Consider the following 18,840-nt stretch of genomic DNA (forward strand, 5'->3'; position numbering starts at 1 on the left):
GGGAGCCGGCCCGGCGCAAGCGGTTGGCGACGGTCCGACGCGTCAGGTCTCCGCAGCAGCCATCTCGTCGAGAAGACCCGCGTCGCAGGCGAGGTCGGCGAAGCTGAAGCGGTTGCGCATCTCGTGGGCGTGGCGCACCGCCTCGCGCCAGAAGTCTCGCGGGACGCCGAGCTCCCGCGCTGTCGTCGCGCCGCCGGCCGCCGCCAGCAGGCGCGTCATCTCGGCGACGGGGATGGTCATGGCGCCGCATTCCTCGCGGAGTTCCGGCCAGATCGCCTCCAGCCGCGCGTTGAGCTTCGCCGCGCCGTCAGCGTCGAGCGCCTTGGCGCGGTACTCCTCCAGGCACTGCCCGGAGATGGCCGGCCCCATGCGGCGCGCCATGTCCGCCGCGTCGATGTGGGTGGGCTTCAGTTTCGGCGGCGTCTCGCTGGCGAGCATCGCCTGCTGGATGCGGGCCATGGTCAGCGACGCGACGCCGACCTGCTGGCCGTGCAGCGTGCCCGGGTGACGCTCCCGCGCGAAGCAGTCGATGTAGTGGCTGATCTGGTGCTCGCCCATCGAGCCGTGATGCGAGACGCCGGTGAAGGAGATGCCGAGCCCGCAGAGCGTCAGCACCCGGTAGAGATAGCCGATGGCGACCGGGTCGCCCGCGCCGACGCCGGCCGCGCGGGCGTTCAGCGCCGCCTCGTCGGGCATCTCGATGAGGTAGGGCTCATGGTGGTAGGCGGCGCCGAGCAGGCGATGCGCCATCCACCAGTCCACCTGCGCCACCGAGCGGCAGAGGCAGTCGCCGAAGCCCGCCGCCGCCAGACGGCGGGGCGCCGCGGCGCTCACGCCGAGGTCGACGAAGAAGCCCGCCGGCGCGTGGGCCGGCAGCGACACCTTGAGGCCGCTGTCCAGCGTCATCGAGGCCGTGGTGGAGGTGTAGCCGTTCATCGATGCGGCCGTGCCGAAGACGGCGTAGCGCCGGCCGTCCTGCGCGGTGACGTATTTGGCGAGGTCGTTGATCGTGCCCGAGCCGACGGCGACGACGCCCTCGGCGCCCTTCAGCCTTTCGGCGAGCTTCCGCGCGGCGGCGAGGTCGGCGTGGGGGTGGTCGAGCAGCACCGGCTCCACCGGCCCCAGCCGTGCAAGCGCCGCGGCGACGCGCGCGCCCATCGCTTCCCAGGTGGCCCTGTCGGCGACGACGGCGAAGGGCGACCGCAGCCCGAGCGCGTCGATCAGCGCGGCCTCCTCGCCCTCCAGAGACCCGGCGATGACGATGCGCTCATAGGGCGCCGGCGGGGCCGTCGCGCCCGTGAGCGGGCTGACCCAGCGGCCCGCGAGCAGATCGTCGATCAGCGCCGTCCAGCCGCCGGGCGGCGGCCCGTCGCCGCCGATCGCGCCGCGTGTCCCCTCCGCCTCCGGTTCGCCCGCCATGCGTTCCCTCCGCGATGTGTTCATTTGAACACGAGCATTGCCTTTGTTCGAGTGCGAACGCCAGTCCCGCGTTGACGCGGGCGCGGCGGCGGGCCGAGCATCGCCGGAAAAACCGCGCCGACGCGGCGGCGCGAGCGGGAGGGAGGCGGCGCATGGCGCGCGATCTGGTGATCGGGCTCGACAGCTCGACGCAGTCCACCAAGGCCGTGGCGTGGAGCCGCGAGGGCGAGCCGGTCGCCGAGGGCCGCGCCGCGCATGCGATGCTGACGCCGAGGGCGGGCTGGAACGAGCAGGAGCCCGACGCATGGTGGTCCGCCGCCTGCGAGGCGCTGCGCGCGGTCGCCGGGGCCGTCGGCGCGGACCGTGTCGCCGGCCTCGCCATCTCCAACCAGCGCGAGACGACGGCGTTTCTGGGCGCCGACGGCAGGTCGCTGCGCCCGGCGATCCTGTGGCTCGACGAGCGCGGCCGCGAGCATCTCGCCGGGGTCGCCGCGGCGTTCGGGGCCGCGCGGCTCCACGAGATATCCGGCAAGCCGGTGGACCTGACGCCGGCGCTCTATCGGCTGGCGTGGATGCGCGAACATGAGCCGGCGACGCTGGACGCCGCGATGGTGCTCGACGCGCACGCCGCGCTGGTCTGGCGGCTGACGGGCCGGCCGGCGGCGAGCTGGACGAGCGCAGACCCCTCCGGCCTGTTCGACATCTCGGCGCGGGACTGGTCGCAGCCGATCCTCGACCATCTCGGGCTGAGGCCTGGCCAGCTCGCGCCCGTGGCGCGGCCGGGCGCCGGGGTCGGCGCGGTCGCGCCGGACGCCGCGGCGGCGACTGGCCTGCGCGCCGGAACGCCGGTCTTCGCCGGCGGCGGCGACGGCCAGTGCGCCGGCCTCGGGGCGGACGCCGCGCGGGCGGGCCGGGTGTACCTCAACCTCGGCACGGCGGTGATCGCCGGGGCCTGGGCGCCGGGGCCGACGCTCTCGCGCAACTGGCGCACGATGCTGTCGCCGACGGGCGAGGGCTATTTCCTGGAATGCTGCCAGCGCGCCGGGGCCTATCTCGTCAACTGGTTCGTGGACGGCTTCGCAGGCGGGCGCGCCGATCCCTCCGTCTTCGACCGGCTGGAGGCGCAGGCCGCAGCCCTGCCCGTGGGCAGCGAGGGCGTCGCCGTCTGCCCCTATCTGACCGGCTGCATGGACCCGCACTGGGACGTCTCGGCGCGCGCGAGCTTCACCGGCCTCGGGCCGGGCCACGGCGTCGCGCACCTCTACCGCGCCATGCTCGAGGCGATCACGCTGGAGAGCGCGCGCGGCGTCGCCGCGATGGCGGCGGAGGGTCTGGCGCCGGAGCGGATCATCGCCGTCGGCGGCGGCGCCCAGTCGGCGCTCTGGATGCGCATGGCGGCTGACGCGACCCAGCTGCCGGTCACGCGCAGCGCCTCGGTCGAGGCCTCGGCGCTCGGGGCGGGGATCTCGGCCGCGGTCGGCGCAGGCTGGTTCGCGGGCTTCGGCGAGGCGGCCGCCGCGATGTGCCGCGAGGGCGGGACGGTGGCGCCCGACCCCGGCGCGCGGGCCGCCTGGGCGCGCGCCGGCGCCGCGCAGGCGGCGGCCTACCGGCCGGGCGGCGCCGGCCCCGGCGGGACCAGCCCGGCCGACGCCGCGACGGGCTGAGACTCAGGTGGTCTCCACGATGAAGTCAGGGACGATCCCGGTCTCGCGGATCAGCGCGTGGTGGTCCAGCGCGCGCAGCAGGCCGTGGGCGCGCACCAGCACGGTGCGCCAGCCCTGCGCGGCGCCACCGAGGATGTCGGTGTGCAGCGTGTCGCCGACCATGGCGACGCGCTTCGGGTCGGTCCCCGCCGGCAGGCGCGCCGCGACCATGGCGAAGGCGTCCCGATAGGGCTTGCCGTGGAACTCCGGCGCCGCGCCGGTCTCGTCCCATAGCGCATGGGCGTAGAAGCCCGGCTCCAGCGACAGCCCGTTCTCGCGTGGGGCGACGAGGTCTGGGTTGCCGACCAGAACGGGCCGGGGCCTGTCCTTCAGCGCCGCGACCAGCAGCGCCTGCCGCGCGGGCGTCCAGTCGTTGGCGCTCAGCAGCGCGAAGCCCGTCGCGCGGGCGTAGTCGGCGGGGTCGTCGCCGAGCGCGAAGCAGCCCGGCCCGATCTCGTCGAGCTCCGAGGCCGCCGTCGCCGCCACCCCCCAGTTCAGCCGATCGGAGCGCCGGGCCATCGCCGCGGCCATCGCGTCGCGGCTGGAGACGATCTCCTCCGCCGCGAACCGCATCCCGAGCTTCCCGTATTTCCGCGCCGTCTCGCGGCTGGGCTGGGTGGCGCTGTTGGTCAGCACGACGAGGCGGCGCCCCCGCGCGCGCAGCGCCGCCATCCGCTCCGGCGCGTCGGGGACGGGCGCCTCGCCGATATTGAGCACGCCGAAGCCGTCGAGCACGAAGACGTCGATCTCGTCGGCCAGCGCGCCGAGATCGGCCAGCTCGACCGCGGCGGCGGGAAACCGCGCCTGCGGCAGGCGGGGACGAATCGCCTCGTAGCGGGCGCAGGCCCCGGCGGCGTCGAGGCGCGGTCGCGCGGTGGCTGCGTCGCTCATCGAAGGTCTCCGTAAGGCGCAGGCGCCGCTGGCGCGCGCGGGGGGTGGAGGCGGCGGCGTCGGGCGCGCAAGGGGCGCCGAACGCGGCCCTTGCGTCAACTCCTTCCTTGACATGGTGGACGATCTGAAAAAACATTCATATCAGAAAAAAAATGCAGGCCATGACCTGCCCATGACCTGCCGCGCCCTGGGGAGGGACGATCGACGTGACTGCTGACGGCGTCACACGTCTGGAGGCCATCGACGAGGACGAGATGTCCGCGCGCGCCGCATGGCTGCATCACGTCGGCGGCATGACCCAGAGCGCCATCGCCAAGCGCTTCGGCATTCCCGTGACCCGCGCCCACCGCATGATCGCCCGCGCCGCCCGCGACGGGCTCGTGCGCGTCTTCGTCGACGCCGAGGTGGCCGGCTGCATCGCGCTGGAGCACCGGCTCACGGAGCTCTTCGCGCTGCGCAGCTGCGTCGTGGCGCCGGAGCTCGGCGAGGGCGGGGCCATCCCGCTCAAGGCGCTGGGCGTCGCCGGCGCCAACCTGCTGATGGGGCTGATCGAGGGTGGCGAGCATCGCGTGATCGGCGTCGGCCACGGCTCGACCATGGCCGCGGCGGTGGCGATGATGCCGCGGCGCGAGGCGCGGGACGCGCGTTTCGTCTCGCTGCTCGGCGGGCTGACGCGGCGCTTCGCCGCCAACCCCTACGACGTGATCTTCCGGCTGGCGGAGCGCACCGGCGCCGAGGCGTTCCTGATGCCCGCGCCGCTGTTCGCCAACAGCGCCGCCGACCGCGACATCCTGCTCGCGCAGCCCGGCGTCGGCGAGGTGAGCCGGATGTGGGCCGAGGCGTCGGTCTGCCTCGTCGGCGTCGGCGCCGTCGACATGGCGGGCAGCATCGCCCGCGCCGACGTGTTCGATCCGGAGAACTCGCTGCGCGACCTGCGGGCGCAGGGCGCGCGCGCCGAGATCCTCGGCCAGTTCCTCGACGCGGAAGGCCGCCTGATGTCGACGCCCTATGACGGGCGGGTGATCGCGGCCGACCTGTTCTCGCTGAAGGGCCGCGAGGCGCACGCCATCGCCGGCGGCGAGACCAAGGCGCCCGCGCTTTCCGCCGCGCTGAAGAGCGGCGTGTTCACGGGGCTCATCACCGACGAGGCGACCGCGCGTCGTCTCATCGCGATCGCGGAGGGCGCCGCCCCCGCGGAGGAAGACTGCGACCAGAAACCATAAACGACGGAGGAAACGACGTGTACGAGAAGGAAAAGGGCCTCATCGACGCCTTCATCCGCGGCGATCTCAGCCGCCGCGGGCTGCTGCGCGGCCTCGCGGCGACGGGCGTCAGCGCCTCCGCGGCGAGCGCGCTGGTCAACATGGCCCAGAGCCGCGCGCTGGCCGCCGACTTCGACTGGAAGAAGCACAGCGGCACTGGCGTCAAGCTGCTGCTGAACAAGCACCCCTACGCCGACGCCATGATCGCCAACATCGAGACCTTCAAGGCGATGACTGGCATCGACGTCAGCTACGACGTGTTCCCCGAGGACGTCTATTTCGACAAGGTGACGGCGGCGCTCGCCTCCGGCTCGACCGAGTACGACGCCTTCATGACCGGCGCCTACATGACGTGGACCTACGGCCCCGCCGGCTGGACGGTCGACCTCAACGAATACATCATGGATCCGGCGAAGACCGCCCCCGGCTACAACTGGGACGACGTGCTGCCGGGCCTGCGCGCCTCGACGGCGTGGAACGGCGTTCCCGGCTCGGCGCTCGGCACCGAGGACGCCAAGCAGTGGTGCATTCCGTGGGGCTACGAGCTCAACAGCCTCACCTACAACCGCCGCATGTTCGACCAGGCCGGCGTGACGCCGCCGGAGAACATGGAGGGGCTGATGGAGGCCGCCGCCAAGCTCGGCCGCGACATTCCCAACGCCTATGGCGTCGGCGTGCGCGGCTCGCGGAGCTGGGCGACGATCCATCCGGGTTTCCTCTCGGCCTACGCCAATTTCGGCCAGAAAGACCTCAACGTCGGGGCCGACGGCAAGCTCTCCGCCGCGATGAACACCGCCGAGTCTAAGGCGTTTCACGCCCAATGGGTGAAGATGATCCAGGACAGCGGGCCGCGCGACTGGTCCACCTACACCTGGTATCAGGTCGGCACCGACCTCGGCGCCGGCGCCTCGGCGATGATCTACGACGCCGACATCCTCGGCTACTTCATGAACGGCGGCGACAACGCGGAGGCCGGAAATCTGGGCTTCGCCGCCTTCACGCCGAACCCCGCCGCCAGCGCCCCCACGCCGAACGTGTGGATCTGGTCGCTGGCGATGTCGACGTTTTCCACGAAGAAGGACGCCGCATGGTACTTCATGCAATGGGCCAGCGGCGTGGAGCACGGAACCTTCGGCGCGACCAAGATGGACTTCGTGAACCCGGTGCGGAAGTCGGTCTGGTCCAACGAGGACTTCCGCAACCGGCTGGAGGCGAGCTATCCGGGCTATGTCGCGCAGCATGACGCCTCGGCGCCGGGCGCGACGATCTACTTCACCGCCCAGCCGCTGTTCTTTGACCTGACGACCGAATGGGCGGCCACGCTGCAGCAGATGGTGGCGGGCCAGGCGCCGGTGGACGAGGGGCTCGACCAGCTCGCCGCCAGCGTCGACCGCCAGCTGAAGGAGGCCGGCCTCGGCTGAGGCCGCGCCGCTTCTCGCCCGCCGCCCGGCGCCTGCGAGGACCGGGCGGCGGTCCCGCACCCCTGCCAGTCGCCGCCCCGCGGCGCCGGAGAGGCCATGACCGCCGCTGACCCTGACCTGCAGAGCTTCGCGCCGCGCCGCCGCTTCCGCGTGGGCGCCCGCTGGCTGCCCTATCTGCTCAGCCTGCCGGCGCTGCTGGTGTGCATCGGCATCCTGATCCCGTTCGGCACGGCGGTCTTCTACTCGCTCCAGCGCTACCGGCTGAGCCAGCCCTGGGCGCGGCAGATGAACTGGGGCGAGAACTACCTCAACTTCATGAGCGACCCCGCGTTCTGGAACACGCTCCAGGTCTCGCTGACCTACGCCGGCCTGACGGTGTCGCTGGAGCTGCTGCTGGGCCTCGGCATCGCCATGCTGCTGCGCGAGAGCAACCGGCTCAACAACGCCATCTCGGTCATGCTGCTGCTGCCGCTGATGACCGCCCCGGCGCTGGCGGCGCTGATGTGGAAGCTGATGACCAACCCGAATTTCGGCGTGCTGAGCTACGGCGCCCGGCTGATCGGGCTGGAGGAGTTCAAGTGGGCGTCCGACCCCTCCACCGCGATGCTGACCGTGGTGATCGTCGATATCTGGGTCTACACGCCCTTCATCATGATCCTGCTGCTGGCGGGGCTGCGCTCGCTGCCCAAGCAGCCCTTCGAGGCCGCTGCGCTCGACGGCGTGCCGCCGCTGTTCGTGTTCTGGCGCATCACCCTGCCGATGCTGACGCCCTACATCCTCACCGCGACGCTGTTCCGCCTGCTGGAGAGCATCCAGCAGTTCGACATCATCTATGCGATGACCCAGGGGGGGCCCGGCGACACGCTGACGGTGTTCCAGGTCGAGGCCTACCTGAACTTCTTCCAGTCGACGAACGTGGGCCGCTCGGCGGCGCTGCTGATGATCCTGTGGGCCATCACCTATTTTCTGTCGTCGATCTTCATCAAGAACTGGCTGCGGCTGCGCGAACGCGCCCGCGGCGACGCGTGAGGGAGGCGAGCATGGACCACGCATCCCCGATGACGCGCTGGCTGAAGGGCCTCGCCCTGACGCTGGTGGTGATCTTCTTCATGTTCCCGATCCTGTGGATCGTGCTCATGAGCTTCCAGACCAACGAGACCATCCTGCGCATGCCGCCATCGGTGGTCTTCACGCCGACGCTGGAGAACTATCAGGCGCTGATCACCGGCAAGCTGGTCAGCAGCGCCGGCGTTCTCGAAATCCAGTTCATGCGCAACCTGATGAACTCGGTGATCCTGTCGGTGTGTTCGGTGGCGCTGTCGCTGCTGCTGGGCGTGCCGGCGGCCTATGCGTTCGCGCGCCACAAGTTCCGCGGCAGCGAGGACATCGCCTTCACGCTGCTGAGCTTCCGCTTCGCGCCGCCGCTGCTGGTGCTGCTGCCGCTGGCGCTGTACTTTCAGGATCTGGGACTCGCGAACACCTATATAGGGCTGATCTGGGTCTATCAGCTCATCTGCCTGCCGCTGATCCTGTGGATCGTGCGCGGCTATTTCGAGGACATCAGCCCGGACGTCGAACACGCCTACCGGCTGGCGGGCCATTCGTGGTTCTCGACCTTCCGCAGGATCGCGCTGCCGCTGGCGGGGCCGGGGATCGCGGCGGCCGGCCTGCTGGCCTTCATCTTCGCGTGGAACAACTTCGTCTTCGCGCTGGTGCTGGCTTCGGCGGACAAGCAGCCGGTGACGGTGGGCGCGCTGGCCTTCGTGACGGCCTCGGGCATCCAGTACGGCCAGATCGCGGCGGGGATCGTGCTGTCGATCGCGCCGACGCTGGCGCTGGCGCTCTATGCGCAGCGCTACCTTGTCGAGGGCCTGTCGCTCGGCGCGGTGAAAGGATGAACGCCATGACGGAGCGCAAGCCGCCGGCCATCGAGATCGACGCCGTGACCAAGCGGTTCAAGACCGACGTGGCGCTAGACGCGGTGTCGCTGAGCGTGGCCGAGGGCGAGACGCTGGCGCTGTTCGGCCCCTCGGGCGCCGGCAAGACGGTGCTGCTGCGGGTGATCGCGGGGCTCGTCGAGGCCGACGCGGGGCGCATCCGCATCGGCGGGCGCGATATGGACGACGTGCCGCCGGAGGAGCGCGGCGTCGGCATGGCGTTCCAGAACTTCGCGCTGTTCCCGCACATGTCGGCCTTCGACAACATCGCGAGCCCGCTGACCGCGCGGCGGCAGTCGGGCGAGGCGCTGCGGGCGGGCGTCGAGAAGCTGGCGACCATGCTGAAAATCGGCCATGTGCTCGGGCAGGCGCCGAAGGCGCTCTCGAACGGGCAGAAGCAGCGCACGGCGCTGGCGCGGGCGCTGGCGGGCGGGCCGCGCACGCTGCTGCTCGACGACCCGCTGCGCAACGTGGACGCCAAGCTGCGGTTCGAGATGCGGCTGGAGCTGCCAAGGCTGCTGGCGCGCGAGAAGGCGACGACGATCTACGTCACGCAGGACTATCGCGAGGCGATGGCGCTGGGCGACCGCATCGCGGTGCTGGAGGGCGGACGGGTGACGCAGCTGGGCACGCCCGAGGAGGTGTATCTCGCCCCCGCGACGCTCTCGGTCGCGCGGCTGTTCGGCGACCCGGCGATCAACACGCTGAAGGTGACGCCGCAGACCGACGGGCAGGGCCCCTTCGTGCTGCTGAGCGACCTGCGCGCGCCGCTCGACGACGGCCTCTCCCACGCCGCGGGGCGGCCTTGCGTGCTCGGCCTGCGGCCCGAGGCTGTGCGCTTCACCGAGGCGGGCGCGCCGGGGGCGGTGGCGGTGACGGTGGAGGCCGAGACGCCGCTCAACGAGAAGACCGTGACGCTGGTGACGACCAAGCGCGGCCGCGAGATTCTCGTCTCGCGCCCCGCCGGAACCCCCGGCCCCGCCGAGGGCGCGGCGCACATCGCGGTGGACAGCGCCCACGCGCTGCTCTTCGACGCCGAGACCGGCGCCCGCATCGCGCCGCGAGAGACCACGCGCAGGGGGGCCGCGGCATGAGCGCGCCGGCGCTGGAACTCGACCGCGTCTCCAAGATCTACGGCGCGAAGGCCGCGAGGCCGGTGCGCGCCGTCGATGCGGTGAGCATGTCGGTCGCGAAAGGGGAGATCGTGGCGCTGCTCGGCTCCTCGGGCTGCGGCAAGACCTCGACGCTGCGGATGGTGGCCGGTTTCGAGACCGTCAGCGAGGGCGCCGTGCGCATCGCGGGGCGCGAGGTCAACCGCGTCGCGCCCGCGAAGCGCAACGTCGCCATGGCCTTCGAGGGCTACTCGCTCTACCCGCCGCTGACGGTGCGCGAGAACATCGCCTTCGCGCTGAAATCCGCCAGGCTGCCGCGCGAGGAGGTGGCGCGGCGCGTCGCCGAGATCGCGCATCTGCTGGAGATCGAGCCGATCCTCGACCGCTACCCCGCCTCCATCTCCGGCGGCCAGCAGCAGCGCGCGAGCCTCGGCCGGGCGCTGATCCGCGAGGCCGACCTGCACCTGCTCGACGAGCCGATGGGGCAGCTTGAGCCGGCGCTCAGGGCGCTGCTGCGCGGGCGCATCAAGCACTTCGTCAAGGAGCGCGGGCTGACCGCCGTGCTCGTCACCCACGACCAGACCGAGGCGAACGCCCTGGCTGACCGCATCGCGGTGATGGAGGGCGGCGTGCTGCAGCAGTTCGCCAGCCCCGCCGAGCTTAAGGACCGTCCTGCGAACCTCTTTACGGGCACGTTCATCGGCGAGCCGCCGATGAACGTGTTTCAGGCGCAGGCGCGGGCGGAGGGCGACGCGCTGCGGCTGGGCTTGGGCGAGGGCGTGGCGCTTGACTACCCGGCCGCGGGCTTCGAGCCGGCGGTGCGCGAGACCATCCTCAAGCGCGGGCGGGTGACGCTGGGGGTCAGGCCCCATGCGGTGCGGCTCGATCCCGCCGGCGCGCCGGCGGAGGTGGCGGCGAACCAGTGGCTCGGCGACCAGTCCCACATCGCCGCGTCCTTCGCCGGCGGCACGCTGGTGACGGTGGAGCACGACCGCGCGCGGCTGCGGCCCGGCGACCGCATCGGCGTGCGCTTCGAGCCCGCCGATCTGCATGTCTTCGACGGCGAGACCGGCGCCGCCCTCAGCCATGGCGGGAGGGCGGCGTGAACGGAGAAGCCCCCGCCTTCATCGGGCTCGACGCCGGCACCTCCGTCATCAAGGCGGTGGCGTTCGAGGCGGACGGGCGGCAGATCGGCCTCGCCAGCCGCCCGAATGCCTACGCCGTGCTGGAGGGCGGCGGCGTCGAGCAGGACATGGCGCGCACCTGGGCCGACGCCGCGACGGTGGTGAGGGCGCTGGTGGACAAGACGCCTGGGCTGGCCGCGCGCTGCGCCGGGCTCGCCGTGACCGGGCAGGGCGACGGGACGTGGCTGGTGGACGCCGCGGGCGAGCCGGTCCATGACGGCTGGCTCTGGCTCGACGGTCGCGCGGCGCGCGAGGCGCGCGAGATCGTCGCCGGCGAGGGCGGGGGGCTGATCTTTGAGACGACCGGCGCCGGCGTCACCGTCTGCCAGATGCGCACCCAGCTTGTCTGGATGAAGCGCCACGCGCCGGAGCTGCTCGCCCGCGCCGCGACCGCGCTGCACCCCAAGGAGTTCCTCTACCTGCGCCTGACCGGCGAGCGCGCGACCTGCCCGACCGAGGGCGTGTTCACCTTCGGCGACTTCCGCACCCGCGCCTATTCCGACGACGTGATCGAGGCGCTGGGCCTGAGCGACCTGAAGCGCCTGCTGCCGCCCATCGTCGACGGCGCGCAGACCGCGCATCCGCTGACGGCGGCGGCGGCGGAGATGACGGGGCTGAAGCCGGGCCTGCCGGTGACGCTCGGCTATGTCGACGTGATGTGCTGCGCCTTCGGCGGCGGGCTGCACGACGCGGGCGCCGCGCCGGGCATGACCATCCTCGGCTCGACCGGCATCCACATGCGCTTCGTCCCAGACGCCGCCCAGGTGAGCCTCAGCCCTGCGCGCACGGGCTACGTGATGGCGTTCCCCGGCGGGGCGCTGGCGCAGATGCAGCTCAACATGGCGGCGACGCTCAACATCGACTGGATGCTCGACGCGGGGCGCGAACTGCTCGCGGCCCATGGCGTGAGCAGGGAGCGGGCGGAGATGCTGGCGGGGCTAGACGCGGCGGTGATGGCGGCGCGGCCCGGCGCGGCGCTCTACCACCCCTACATCTCGCCCGCCGGCGAGCGCGGCCCTTTCGCCGAGCCCGACGCGCGCGCCAGCTTCACCGGGCTGGCGCAGGGGACCGGCTGGTTCGACATGACGCGCGCCGTCTTCGAGGGCCTCGCCTTCGCGGCGCGCGACTGCTACGGCGCGATGGGGCCGGTCCCTGCCGAGGTGCGGCTTTCCGGCGGCGCCGCGCGCTCCGGCGCAATGCGGAGAATCCTCTCCGCCGCGCTCGGCGCGCCGACGCGCGGCGTGGCGCGGGAGGAGGCGGGTGCCGCCGGCGCCTGCATGATCGCCGCGCTGCGCGAGGGCCTCCACCCTGACGCGCAGTCCTGCGCCGACGCCTGGGTGGCGCCGCATCTGGGCGCGCTCGAGCCGCCCGACGCGCGGCTTGCCGACATCTATGCGCCGCTGTTCGAGGCGTTCCGCGCCACGCGCGAGGCGCTCGCGCCGGCGTGGGGCGCGCTCGCCGACGTCCGGAGGGGATCATGACCGTCGAGATCGCCGTGATCGGCGACCGCTTCATGCTGTCGTCGATGTTCGAGAGCGCCATCCGCGAGGCCTGCGGCGACGCCGTATCCTGCCGCCTGCTCGACCTGCCATGGCCCGACGAGCCGATGGAGCACGGATACGCGAAGCCGGGCATGGACGGGCTCAAGGAATACATGGGCGAGCCTGACGACGTGATCGCCCATGTCGGGAACGCGCCGATCCTCGTGACGCATCTCGCGCCGCTCTCGGCCGCGATGTTCGAGGCGATGCCGGCGCTGAAGCTGGTGGCGGTGTCGCGCGGCGGGCCGGTCAACATCGACATGGCCGCCGCCCGCGAACGCGGCGTGACGGTGGTCAACACGCCGGGCCGCAACGCCTCCGCCGTCGCCGAGTTCACCCTCGGCGCCATCCTCGCCGAGACCCGCAACATCACCCGCGGGCACGACGCGCTGCGGCGCGGCGAGTGGCGCGGCGATCTCTACCGCGCCGACGAGACCGGCGAGGAGCTGTCGGAGATGACCGTCGGCGTCATCGGCTACGGCGCCATCGGAACCCGCGTGGTGAAGCTGCTGCGCGCCTTCGGGGCGCGGGTGATGGTGGCCGACCCCTATGTGCAGCTCAGTGCGGCCGACGCGGCGGACGGGGTGAAGCTCGTCAGCCGCGAGACGCTGCTGGCGGAGGCCGACGTCGTCACCCTGCACGCCCGCGTCACGCCCGAGACCACGGGCTTCATCGACGCGCAAGCCTTAGCCGCCATGAAGCCGGGCGCAGTCTTCGTCAACACCGCCCGCGGCCCGATGGTCGACTATCCCGCGTTGACGGCGGCGCTGGAGAGCGGCCACTTGCGCGGCGCGATGCTGGAGACCTTCGCCGTGGAGCCCGCCGGCCCCGACGAGCGGCTGCTGTCGCTGCCCAACGTGACGCTGACGCCCCACATCGCCGGAGCGTCGCTCAAGACCGTGAAGATCGCCGCCGCGCAGGCGGCCGAGGAGATCCGCCGCCGGCTCGCGGGCGAACCGCCGCTTAACCCCTGTTGAGGACGCCATGAAGAAAGACGAGCTGAAGCTCCGCGAGGAGATCATCGCCCAGGCCCGCTGGATGAACGCCAGTGGTCTCAACCAGGGCACCAGCGGCAACATCTCCGCCCGCCATGGCGACACGATGCTGATCACGCCTTCGGCGACGGCCTATGACGCGCTGGAGCCGGAGATGATCGCCGCCATGCCGCTGGAGGGCGACTACGGGGCGTGGGAAGGCCCGCTCAAGCCTTCGACGGAATGGCGCTTCCACCTCGACATCCAGCGCGCCAAGCCGGAGGTGGGCGCGGTGGTCCACACCCACTCGACCTACGCCACGGTGCTGGCTATCGCCGGCAAGTCGGTGCCGGCCTGCCACTACATGATCGCTGCCTTCGGCGGCATGGAGATCCGCTGCGCGCCCTACGCCACCTTCGGCACCAAGGCGCTGTCGGACCACGCGCTGACCGCGCTCGACGGCCGCACCGGCTGCCTGCTCGCCAACCATGGCATGATCGCCACGGGCGCCAGCCTCGCCAAGGCGATGTGGCTGGCGGTGGAGCTCGAGACCATCGCCAAGCAGTACTACATGAGCCTGCTGATCGGCGGCCCGAACCTGCTGAGCGAGGCGGCCATCGCCGACACTGCCAAATCCTTCGGCAGCTACGGCCTGCAGGACGACGCGGGGAAGGCGAAGAAACCCGCGAAGGCGTCGGCCAAGGCCGGCAAGGGCAAATGAGCGCGGCGGGCGCGGCGGCGGTCGGCGCGGCGGCTGGCGGGGCCGTCGATCTGCTCGTCGTCGGCGGCGGCGTCAACGGCGCTGGCGTCGCCCGGGACGCCGCGGGGCGCGGCCTCAGCGTGATCCTGTGCGAAAAGGGCGATCTCGCCGAGGGCACCTCCTCGCGCTCGGGCAAGTACATCCACGGCGGCCTGCGCTACCTCGAATACTACGAGTTCCGGCTGGTGCGCGAGGCGCTGATCGAGCGCGAGGTGCTTCTGGCCGCCGCGCCGCACATCACCTGGCCGCTGCGGCTGATCCTGCCGCACAGCCCCGAGCAGCGGCCGCGCTGGCTGATCCGGCTGGGGCTGTTCCTTTACGACAACCTCGGCGGCCGCAAGCGCATTCCCGCCACGACGTCGATCGACTTCCGCCGCGACCCCGAGGGCGCCGCGATCCGCGACGCTTTCCGCCGCGGCTTCGCCTATTACGACTGCTGGGTGGACGACGCGCGCCTCGTCATCCTCAACGCCGTGGATGCGGCGCGGCGCGGCGCGGAGGTGCTGACGCGCACCCGCGTCGTCTCCGCCCGGCGCGAGGGCGAACTGTGGCGCGCGGTCCTGCGCGGGCCGCAGGGCGAGCGCGAGGTGACGGCGCGGGCGGTCTTCAACGCCGCGGGGCCCTGGGTGGAGGAGGTGCTGGGCAATGTCGCCGGCGTCAACGCGCAGCGCCATGTCCGGCTCGTGAAGGGCAGCCACATCATCGCGAAGAAATGGTGGGACGGCCCGCACGGCTACGTCCTGCAGAACGACGACCGGCGGCTGATCTTCGTGAATCCCTATTTCGACGACCTCGCGCTGATCGGCACCACCGACATCCCGTTCGAGGGCGCGCCGGAGACGGTGACGGCCGGCGAGGACGAGGTCGCCTACCTCTGCCGCGCGCTGAACCGCTACTTCCGCCATCAGCTGACGCCCGAGGACGTGGTGAGCAGCTATTCCGGCGTCAGGCCGCTGTTTGACGACGACAGCGCCAAGGGCGCCTCGGCGGTGACGCGGGACTATGTGTTCGACGTGGACGGCGGCGACGGGCGGGCGCCCATCGTCTCGGCCTTTGGCGGCAAGATCACCACTTTCCGCAAGCTCGCCGAGCACGGGCTGCATCGGCTGAAGCCGTTCTTTCCGGAAATGCGCGGCGACTGGACCGAGCGCGCGCCACTGCCCGGCGGCGCGATGCCGGGGGCCGATTTCGACGCGTGGTTCGCCGGCTTCCGCGCCGCGCGGCCGTGGCTGCCGGACGATCTCGCCCGCCACTACGCCCGCGCCTACGGGACCGACGCGGAGACGCTGCTGGAGGGCGCCGAGGGGCTCGACGACCTCGGCCGGCATTTCGGCGGCCTGCTCCACGAGCGCGAGGCGCGCTGGGCGATGGAGCGCGAATGGGCCTGCGCCCCGGAGGACGTGCTGTTGCGCCGCGGCAAGCACGGGCTGTTCCTCAGCGAGGCCGAGAAAGCAGGGTTCGAAGACTGGTTCTCCGGCCAGAGGGTTGCGGCGTGAGCGCGGCGGAGCGCTTCGCGGCGCTGCGCGCCGACCCCGCCTTCGCCCGGCTCAGGGCCGTCTCGGCGCGCCTGGGGGCAGACCCGCTGCAGGTGCAGGGCGCCGGCGGCAACACCTCGTTCAAGCGCGGCGACGCGATGCTCATCAAGGCGTCGGGCCTGTGGCTGGCGGAGGCGGAGGCGCGCGACGTGTTTGTTCCGGTGGACCTCGCCGGCCTGCGCGCCGCCGTCGCGCGCGACGACCCCGGCGCGGAGGCGGCGCTGGCGCAAGTGCCCCCCGAGGCCAACCCGGGCGGGCTGCGCCCATCCATCGAGACGACGGTGCACGCCGTCTGCCCCGCGCCCGTCGTGCTGCACACCCATTGCGTCGCGACCATCGCGGCGGCGATGCGCGCGGACGGCGAGGCGGTCGCCATGGCGGCGCTCGACGGTCTCGGCGCGATGTGGGTTCCCTACGTCAAGCCGGGCCTGCGGCTCGCGCGCGAGATCGCAGGGCGGCTGCGGCCCGACACGCGGCTCATCGTGCTCGGCAATCACGGGATTGTCGCCTGCGCGGACGACGCGGGCGAGGGCGAGTCGCTGCTGGCGGAGGCGGCGGCGCGCCTTGCTGCGCCGCTGGCGTTCGGGGGCGCAGCGCCGGCGCCGGGCCTCGCGGAGGCGCTTCGGGACGTGGACTACCGTCCGCTTGACGCGCCCGCGACGCAGGCGCTGGCGCGGGATGCGACGCGGCTGGCCCGCGCGGCGGCGGGGTCGTTCTGGCCCGACCATGTGATCTTCCTCGGGCGCGGGCTCGCCTGCGCCGCGCCGGGCGAGACGGCGGCGCAGGCGGCGGCGCGGCTCGGCCGGCCGGCGCTGCTGTTCCTGCCGGGCCTCGGCGCCGCCATGCGCGAGGACGCCTCCGCCGGCGCGCAGGCGCTCGCGGCCTGCGTCGGCGACGTGTTCGCGCGGGTTGCGGACGGCGCGCCGCTCAGGCCCTTCACCGCGACGGAGGAGGACGCGCTGCTGAACTGGGACGCCGAGAAATACCGCCAGAGCCTCGACGCCGGAGGCGCCGCGTGAGCGGCGATCTCGCGCTCGGCGTCGATCTCGGCACCGGCGGCGCGCGCACGGCGCTGATCGACCGCCACGGCGCCCTCATCGCGGCGGCGAGCGCGTCGCTGGCGGAGATCTGCCCCGACCGCCGCGACCCCGCCACATGGGAGGGCGCGGTCGCGCTGGCGCTCTCCCGGCTCGGGACGGAGGCCGACCTCGGCCGCGTCGGCGCGCTGGCGGTCGATGCGACCAGCGGGACGGTGCTGGCGCTCGACGCCGGCGACGCGCCGGTGGGAGCCGCGCTGATGTACGACGACGCGGTGGACGACCCCGCCATCCCCGCCGCCGTCGCCGCGCTCGCCCCGCGCGAGAGCGCCGCGCACGGTCCCGCCTCGGCGCTGGCTCGCGCCATCGTCCTGCAGGACCGGCCGGGCGTCCGGCGCATCGCGCATCAGGCCGACTGGATCGCCGACCTTTTCTCCGGCCCCGGCGGCCCCTCCGACGAGAGCGACGCGCTCAAGACCGGCTACGACCCGGTGGCGCGGCGCTGGCCCGACTGGCTCGCGCGCTCGCCGCTGCGCGCGGGCCTGCTGCCGGCGGTGCTGCCGGTCGGCGCCCGGCGCGGCGCGGTGACGGCCGCCGCGGCGCGCCGTTTCGGGCTGCCGCAGGGCGCGCCGGTCGCGGCCGGCCTGACCGACGGCTGCGCCTCGTTCCTCGCCACCGGCGCCGGGCGGCCCGGCGACGGCGTGACCGCGCTCGGCACAACGCTCACGATCAAGCTGCTCTCGGACCGCCCGGTGTTCGCCCCGGAATACGGGATCTACAGCCACCGCATCGGCGAGATCTGGCTCGCCGGCGGGGCGTCGAACACCGGCGGCGGGGCGCTGGCGGCGCAGATGGCGCCGGAGCGGATCGCCGAGCTTTCCGCGCGCATCGACCCCGAAGCCGACAGCGGGCTCGACTACTACCCGCTGGCGAAGCCGGGCGAGCGTTTTCCCGTCGCCGACCCCGCCTTCGCGCCGCGCCTGACGCCGCGCCCCGACGACGACGCGGCCTTCCTGCACGGGCTGCTGGAGGGCGTCGCGCGGGTCGAGGCGCTGGGCTACCGCCGCCTCGCGGAGCTTGGCGCGCCGCCGCTCGCGGCGATCCGCAGCGTCGGCGGCGGCGCGGCCAACGCGGTCTGGACGCGGATGCGCGCCCGCATCCTCGGCGTTCCCGCGCTGGCGGCGGCGTCGGACGCCGCGGCGGTCGGCGCCGCGCGCGTGGCCCTGCCGCTGCTGGCCGCGCCATGACGCCGCGCATCGCGGGCCTGCGCGAGATCGCCGACCGGTTCGACGCCGTGCTGCTCGACCAGTTCGGCGTTCTGCATGACGGGCGGACCGCCTTTCCGGGCGCCGTCGCCTGCGTGGCGGCGCTGAAGGCGGCGGGCAGGCGGCTCGCCGTCGTCACCAATTCCGGCAAGGGCGCGGGGCCCAACCGCGACCGCCTCGCCGCGCTGGGCTTCGCGCCGGACCTCTTTGACGCGGTGATCACGTCGGGGGACGTCTGCCGCGGCGCGCTGGCTGCGCTGCCGCAGAGCGCGTCGGTCTTCGTGATCGCGCGCGACGGCGACCGTTCGGCCCTCGCGGGCCTCGCCCTGCGGGAGACCGCCGACCCGCGCGAGGCGGACGCGGTGCTGCTCGCCGGCGCGGAGCCCGAGCGCATGACGCAGGACGGCTACCGCGCGCTGCTGGCCCCGGCGGCGGCGCGCGGCGCGCCGCTCTTCTGCGCCAACCCCGACCTGCGCATGTACGTCCGCGGCGGCACGGCCTTCGGCGCCGGCGCGGTGGCGCGCGACTACGCGGCGACCGGCGCACCGGTGCGCTGGTTCGGCAAGCCGCACCCGGAGATCTTCGCCGCCGCCCTCGCGGCGCTGGACACTGCGCCCGCGCGCGCGGTGATGGTCGGCGACAGCGCAGCGCATGACGTCGGCGGCGCAAAGTTGGCCGGTTGCGCATGGGTGCTGGTGGAGGGCGGCGTCTACGCGGGGGCCGCGCAGGACGTCCCCGAAAGCGGCGGCTGGGCGATGGCGTCGCTGGCCTGGTGAAGGCCCCTATGGGCCGCTGATGG

Annotated in this window: 16 protein-coding genes; 14 read left to right on the plus strand and 2 right to left on the minus strand. The window is 73.1% G+C overall.

Annotated elements, in window-relative coordinates; translation table 11 throughout:
* Positions 1-42 precede the first annotated feature (42 nt).
* On the minus strand, positions 43-1,419 hold the full coding sequence (locus BLW43_RS12090) for an iron-containing alcohol dehydrogenase (protein ID WP_217632165.1): 1,377 nt from the start codon (positions 1,417-1,419) through the stop codon (positions 43-45).
* Between the two features lie 152 nt (positions 1,420-1,571).
* Here BLW43_RS12090 and BLW43_RS12095 point away from each other — a divergent pair, with 152 nt between their 5' ends.
* Positions 1,572-3,083: a xylulokinase gene (locus BLW43_RS12095; protein ID WP_093253739.1), complete on the plus strand. Its 1,512-nt coding sequence runs from the start codon at positions 1,572-1,574 to the stop codon at positions 3,081-3,083.
* A gap of 3 nt (positions 3,084-3,086) precedes the next feature.
* Here BLW43_RS12095 and BLW43_RS12100 read toward each other — a convergent pair whose 3' ends face one another.
* On the minus strand, positions 3,087-4,013 hold the full coding sequence (locus BLW43_RS12100) for an HAD-IIA family hydrolase (RefSeq protein WP_093253742.1): 927 nt from the start codon (positions 4,011-4,013) through the stop codon (positions 3,087-3,089).
* Positions 4,014-4,219: 206 nt separating this feature from the next.
* Here BLW43_RS12100 and BLW43_RS12105 point away from each other — a divergent pair, with 206 nt between their 5' ends.
* The 13 genes from BLW43_RS12105 (at position 4,220) to BLW43_RS12165 (ending at position 18,817) form a co-directional block, all read left to right on the plus strand.
* On the plus strand, positions 4,220-5,236 hold the full coding sequence (locus BLW43_RS12105; RefSeq protein WP_217632166.1) for a sugar-binding transcriptional regulator: 1,017 nt from the start codon (positions 4,220-4,222) through the stop codon (positions 5,234-5,236).
* Between the two features lie 17 nt (positions 5,237-5,253).
* Entirely contained in the window at positions 5,254-6,696 is a 1,443-nt protein-coding gene (locus BLW43_RS12110) for an extracellular solute-binding protein (RefSeq protein ID WP_093253744.1), read from the plus strand.
* A 96-nt stretch (positions 6,697-6,792) separates the two neighbouring features.
* On the plus strand, positions 6,793-7,725 hold the full coding sequence (locus BLW43_RS12115) for a carbohydrate ABC transporter permease (RefSeq protein ID WP_093253747.1): 933 nt from the start codon (positions 6,793-6,795) through the stop codon (positions 7,723-7,725).
* An 11-nt stretch (positions 7,726-7,736) separates the two neighbouring features.
* Complete coding sequence (locus BLW43_RS12120; RefSeq protein ID WP_093253748.1) at positions 7,737-8,594, plus strand: carbohydrate ABC transporter permease; 858 nt, start codon at positions 7,737-7,739, stop codon at positions 8,592-8,594.
* A 5-nt stretch (positions 8,595-8,599) separates the two neighbouring features.
* The gene (locus tag BLW43_RS12125; RefSeq protein WP_093253915.1) at positions 8,600-9,727 is read left to right on the plus strand and encodes an ABC transporter ATP-binding protein; all 1,128 of its coding nucleotides are present in this window, start codon (positions 8,600-8,602) and stop codon (positions 9,725-9,727) included.
* Positions 9,724-10,851, plus strand: a complete 1,128-nt coding sequence (locus tag BLW43_RS12130; protein WP_093253751.1) for an ABC transporter ATP-binding protein — start codon at positions 9,724-9,726, stop codon at positions 10,849-10,851. Before BLW43_RS12125 ends, BLW43_RS12130 begins: the two co-directional genes overlap by 4 nt.
* Entirely contained in the window at positions 10,848-12,410 is a 1,563-nt protein-coding gene (locus BLW43_RS12135) for an FGGY-family carbohydrate kinase (RefSeq protein WP_217632167.1), read from the plus strand. Before BLW43_RS12130 ends, BLW43_RS12135 begins: the two co-directional genes overlap by 4 nt.
* Entirely contained in the window at positions 12,407-13,447 is a 1,041-nt protein-coding gene (locus tag BLW43_RS12140) for a 2-hydroxyacid dehydrogenase (protein WP_093253754.1), read from the plus strand. The genes BLW43_RS12135 and BLW43_RS12140 overlap by 4 nt, the downstream gene beginning before the upstream one ends.
* A 7-nt stretch (positions 13,448-13,454) precedes the next feature.
* Positions 13,455-14,165 carry a class II aldolase/adducin family protein gene (locus BLW43_RS12145; protein ID WP_093253757.1) on the plus strand — a complete coding sequence of 237 codons (711 nt, stop codon included), beginning with the start codon at positions 13,455-13,457 and terminating at the stop codon, positions 14,163-14,165.
* A complete protein-coding gene (locus BLW43_RS12150; RefSeq protein ID WP_093253759.1) occupies positions 14,162-15,700 on the plus strand; it encodes a glycerol-3-phosphate dehydrogenase in 1,539 nt (512 codons plus the stop codon). The genes BLW43_RS12145 and BLW43_RS12150 overlap by 4 nt, the downstream gene beginning before the upstream one ends.
* Complete coding sequence (locus BLW43_RS24580) at positions 15,697-16,758, plus strand: class II aldolase/adducin family protein (protein WP_217632168.1); 1,062 nt, start codon at positions 15,697-15,699, stop codon at positions 16,756-16,758. The genes BLW43_RS12150 and BLW43_RS24580 overlap by 4 nt, the downstream gene beginning before the upstream one ends.
* Positions 16,755-18,023: an FGGY-family carbohydrate kinase gene (locus tag BLW43_RS12160; RefSeq protein WP_093253761.1), complete on the plus strand. Its 1,269-nt coding sequence runs from the start codon at positions 16,755-16,757 to the stop codon at positions 18,021-18,023. The genes BLW43_RS24580 and BLW43_RS12160 overlap by 4 nt, the downstream gene beginning before the upstream one ends.
* Entirely contained in the window at positions 18,020-18,817 is a 798-nt protein-coding gene (locus tag BLW43_RS12165; protein ID WP_093253763.1) for a TIGR01459 family HAD-type hydrolase, read from the plus strand. The genes BLW43_RS12160 and BLW43_RS12165 overlap by 4 nt, the downstream gene beginning before the upstream one ends.
* The last annotated feature ends 23 nt before the right edge of the window (positions 18,818-18,840 follow it).

The organism is Rubrimonas cliftonensis (assembly GCF_900107585.1).
GTDB lineage: Bacteria > Pseudomonadota > Alphaproteobacteria > Rhodobacterales > Rhodobacteraceae > Rubrimonas > Rubrimonas cliftonensis.

Excerpts from the sequence above, each read along its gene's own strand:
- BLW43_RS12090 (WP_217632165.1), bottom strand. The coding sequence starts at position 1,419 with ATGGCGGGCGAACCGGAGGCGGAGGGGACACGCGGCGCGATCGGCGGC.
- BLW43_RS12095 (WP_093253739.1), top strand. The coding sequence starts at position 1,572 with ATGGCGCGCGATCTGGTGATCGGGCTCGACAGCTCGACGCAGTCCACC.
- BLW43_RS12100 (WP_093253742.1), bottom strand. The coding sequence starts at position 4,013 with ATGAGCGACGCAGCCACCGCGCGACCGCGCCTCGACGCCGCCGGGGCC.
- BLW43_RS12115 (WP_093253747.1), top strand. The coding sequence starts at position 6,793 with ATGACCGCCGCTGACCCTGACCTGCAGAGCTTCGCGCCGCGCCGCCGC.
- BLW43_RS12120 (WP_093253748.1), top strand. The coding sequence starts at position 7,737 with ATGGACCACGCATCCCCGATGACGCGCTGGCTGAAGGGCCTCGCCCTG.
- BLW43_RS12125 (WP_093253915.1), top strand. The coding sequence starts at position 8,600 with ATGACGGAGCGCAAGCCGCCGGCCATCGAGATCGACGCCGTGACCAAG.
- BLW43_RS12130 (WP_093253751.1), top strand. The coding sequence starts at position 9,724 with ATGAGCGCGCCGGCGCTGGAACTCGACCGCGTCTCCAAGATCTACGGC.
- BLW43_RS12140 (WP_093253754.1), top strand. The coding sequence starts at position 12,407 with ATGACCGTCGAGATCGCCGTGATCGGCGACCGCTTCATGCTGTCGTCG.
- BLW43_RS12145 (WP_093253757.1), top strand. The coding sequence starts at position 13,455 with ATGAAGAAAGACGAGCTGAAGCTCCGCGAGGAGATCATCGCCCAGGCC.
- BLW43_RS12150 (WP_093253759.1), top strand. The coding sequence starts at position 14,162 with ATGAGCGCGGCGGGCGCGGCGGCGGTCGGCGCGGCGGCTGGCGGGGCC.
- BLW43_RS12165 (WP_093253763.1), top strand. The coding sequence starts at position 18,020 with ATGACGCCGCGCATCGCGGGCCTGCGCGAGATCGCCGACCGGTTCGAC.